Source organism: Vibrio clamense, from assembly GCF_050337905.1.
Classification (GTDB): domain Bacteria; phylum Pseudomonadota; class Gammaproteobacteria; order Enterobacterales; family Vibrionaceae; genus Vibrio; species Vibrio cortegadensis.
Window position 1 is genome coordinate 1 of the sequence record NZ_JAKJTJ010000054.1, and the last position, 2,711, is coordinate 2,711.

Here is a 2,711-nt window from a genome sequence, read left to right on the forward strand (position 1 = left end):
CGGCTATGGGCTTGAAGGGCAGCTAGTTAATGCAAGGCGTTTGCCATCAGGTGAACTCGATAGTACGGTGATTTATTCGAAAACGTGCTTCTAACAAACAATTTAAGAGTGACTCCTAACGCTTGCCGATTTCACTCCGGTTTGAAATTTGTGTTTACGGTGCAATGGTTTAGCCTAGGTTTTATAGCGTTGTCGCACCTTAATTGGGCGTTAAGTTCCTGTCGGAATCTATAAATTTGGCAACAGGTTGACATAATGGAGAGACTAAAAAAATTGAGCAATTGGTTTGAAAATAATCCAACTAAAACGGTTATAAGTCATACGTTTGTAGTTGCGGCTGCTACTTGGGCAGCATTCTTTTTTGTTTTTGACGAAAATAAAATTAAGTTAGTAGAAACAAAAGCTCAGAAGTATCAAGCAGAGACCAAAGAAGTGTTGGCTAGAAATAGTGTTTTGCTTGCTCAGCGAGACCTGCTGATAGAGGAAAATAAAAAGTACTTGAGATGGTTAGAATCGACACCTAATACCCTTCCATTTTACGAGGTTGAGCTAGAGAAGTTGAATCGTAAAGTTGCATCACTAGAGGGGGAATTACAAGTAGCAGAACAACAAGGCAATAATATTGAGCAACCAGAACAACCAGAACAACCAGAAGAAGCAGTTTATGTTTATTGGCGAACACTTAAAGTTGGTGAATCATTTATTGATCCACAAACCCAAGTTGTTCTTGGAGTGCAAACAATTGAATATGAACTCACTGCTCAGACAAATGTAAGCTTCCCAAATGGTGAAGGTAAATCTAGAAAGGACTCTAAACCTGGTGATAGTTGGCCATTTTCAGTAGGTGAGCGTAAATATGTTTTAGTTCTTCAATCATTAGATTGGGCTGCTCAGCGTTTTACTGGGAGAGTTCATGAGTTGAAATAGAAACTTAACAAAGCATTTAAGAGGGATTCTCAACGCTTGGCATTTTTGTTTCTACTTCAAATTTAGTGTTTACGGTACAATGCTTTAGGTTAGGTGGAGGCGTTGTTCACCCCTTAATGCGGCGTTATATTGCATAAGATTCAAAGGGTTAAATTATCTGTTTATCTTTGTTCTGCGTCCGAACTACACACCTATTCTTTTCGTGAAAAATGCCATCAAAATGACCATCGCACGTAGAAAGTTTGTCGGCTAATTAGCTGCAACGTCACGCAAGTCTCCTCGTTAGTAAGTTTTGTTGGCTCAAGTTCATTTTGCGCGGTTTCTTTTTGGTGGGAACTTCATTGAAAATCGTGGCTTCAGCGCACTTTGCTGTCAGGTTACTCGCTCGAATTCTTTGCTATTCTGGCTCTTCGAATGACTCCAATTTCAGCTCATTTCGTTTCTTAGCCAAGTGGGTTTTGTTGTTTATGATTGAGTTTCGAGCTATCCGTTTTACTTCTGAGTTCAGAACCAGTAGATTTGTAACCAATTCAGCACCTTGGCGCTAAACTTGGCTCTGTCGTGCGGGCAATATAACAAACAATTTAAGAGTGACTCCCAACGCGTGGCGAGTTTACTCCGGTTTGAAATTTGTGTTTACGGTGCAATGGTTTAGCTTGGGTGTTATAGCGTTGTCGCACCTTAATTGGGCGTTATACGAACTCGAAAAATTTAACATGGAGAGTGAATTGAAAGATTATGAAGTTTATCTGTTCGATATGGACGGAACATTAGTAAATTCAGAGCCTTTAAAGGGCAAAGCGTTAGCATTAGCGTGTTTGGATTATGGCGCACACGTAGACCACAACATTTACAAAGATGTTATGGGTGAAAGTTGGCAGGTTGTAACGGGTCACTTCTTTGAAAATGCAAATATTGCTCCTGACTTAACAGAGTTTAATTGCTACTTTCGAACTCATTACGAACAGATGCTCAATGATGATCTTGAGCTAAATGTTGGGGCTAAGGCTTACATAGAACAGTTAAAACTAGCAGGTAAAAAGTGTGGAGTTGTTAGTTCAGCAGCAACATGGATGGTGGATAATATTTTAGCCTCGTTGCAGCTAGAGAATGCTTTTGACCTTGTTATCACGCAGGAGCACGTAACTAAGCATAAACCTGATCCTGAAGCCTATACTTTAGCTCTTGGTAAATTAGCGGCTTCACCTGAGCAAACCATTGTGTTTGAAGATTCCACAGCGGGTATTCGTGCTGGTAAATCTAGTGGCTGTGACGTCATTGCTGTTAAGCATGACTTTAATGGTAAAAATGATCTAAGCGGTGCATTTAAAGCAATCAGCACATATGAGGAAATGTTCGTATAACAAACAATTTAAGAGTGACTCCTAACGCTTGCCGACTTCACTCCGGTTTGAAATTTGTGTTTACGGCGCAATGGTTTAGCTTGGGTGTTATAGCGTTGTCGCACCTTAATTGGGCGTTATACGCTTTTAGGAAATAATCGAATATGAACAAGTTAGTATTCAGAGTTTGTGATGAGAATAGTCCGTATTGGGCTGATCTAGAAAGGTTATTTCAAAGTGAATGGTCTGACTTTTTCTTCGTTGATACCTATAAACCTGAAGCTAATCTTCCTCCTGTTTTGGTCGCTTTGATAAACAACGAAGTTATCGGTGGATTGGCTTATTCTCGTTTTAAAGAGCCACATGGAAGTTCAGATGTCATTTGGTTTAATGCTGTCTTTGTTTCGCCAGAGTTGCGCGGCCAGGGCATTGCTAGTGAGT

The 2,711-nt window shown here is 40.1% G+C and carries 3 protein-coding genes; all 3 read left to right on the forward strand.

What is annotated here, in order from left to right; translation table 11 throughout:
* Window positions 1-255 precede the first annotated feature (255 nt).
* The gene (locus L4C39_RS19905; protein WP_429747720.1) at window positions 256-927 is read left to right on the forward strand and encodes a hypothetical protein; all 672 of its coding nucleotides are present in this window, start codon (window positions 256-258) and stop codon (window positions 925-927) included.
* A 716-nt stretch (window positions 928-1,643) separates the two neighbouring features.
* Window positions 1,644-2,291: an HAD family hydrolase gene (locus tag L4C39_RS19910; protein ID WP_429747724.1), complete on the forward strand. Its 648-nt coding sequence runs from the start codon at window positions 1,644-1,646 to the stop codon at window positions 2,289-2,291.
* A gap of 143 nt (window positions 2,292-2,434) precedes the next feature.
* The coding region (locus tag L4C39_RS19915; protein WP_429747722.1) for a GNAT family N-acetyltransferase at window positions 2,435-2,711 on the forward strand (277 nt) is incomplete at its 3' end.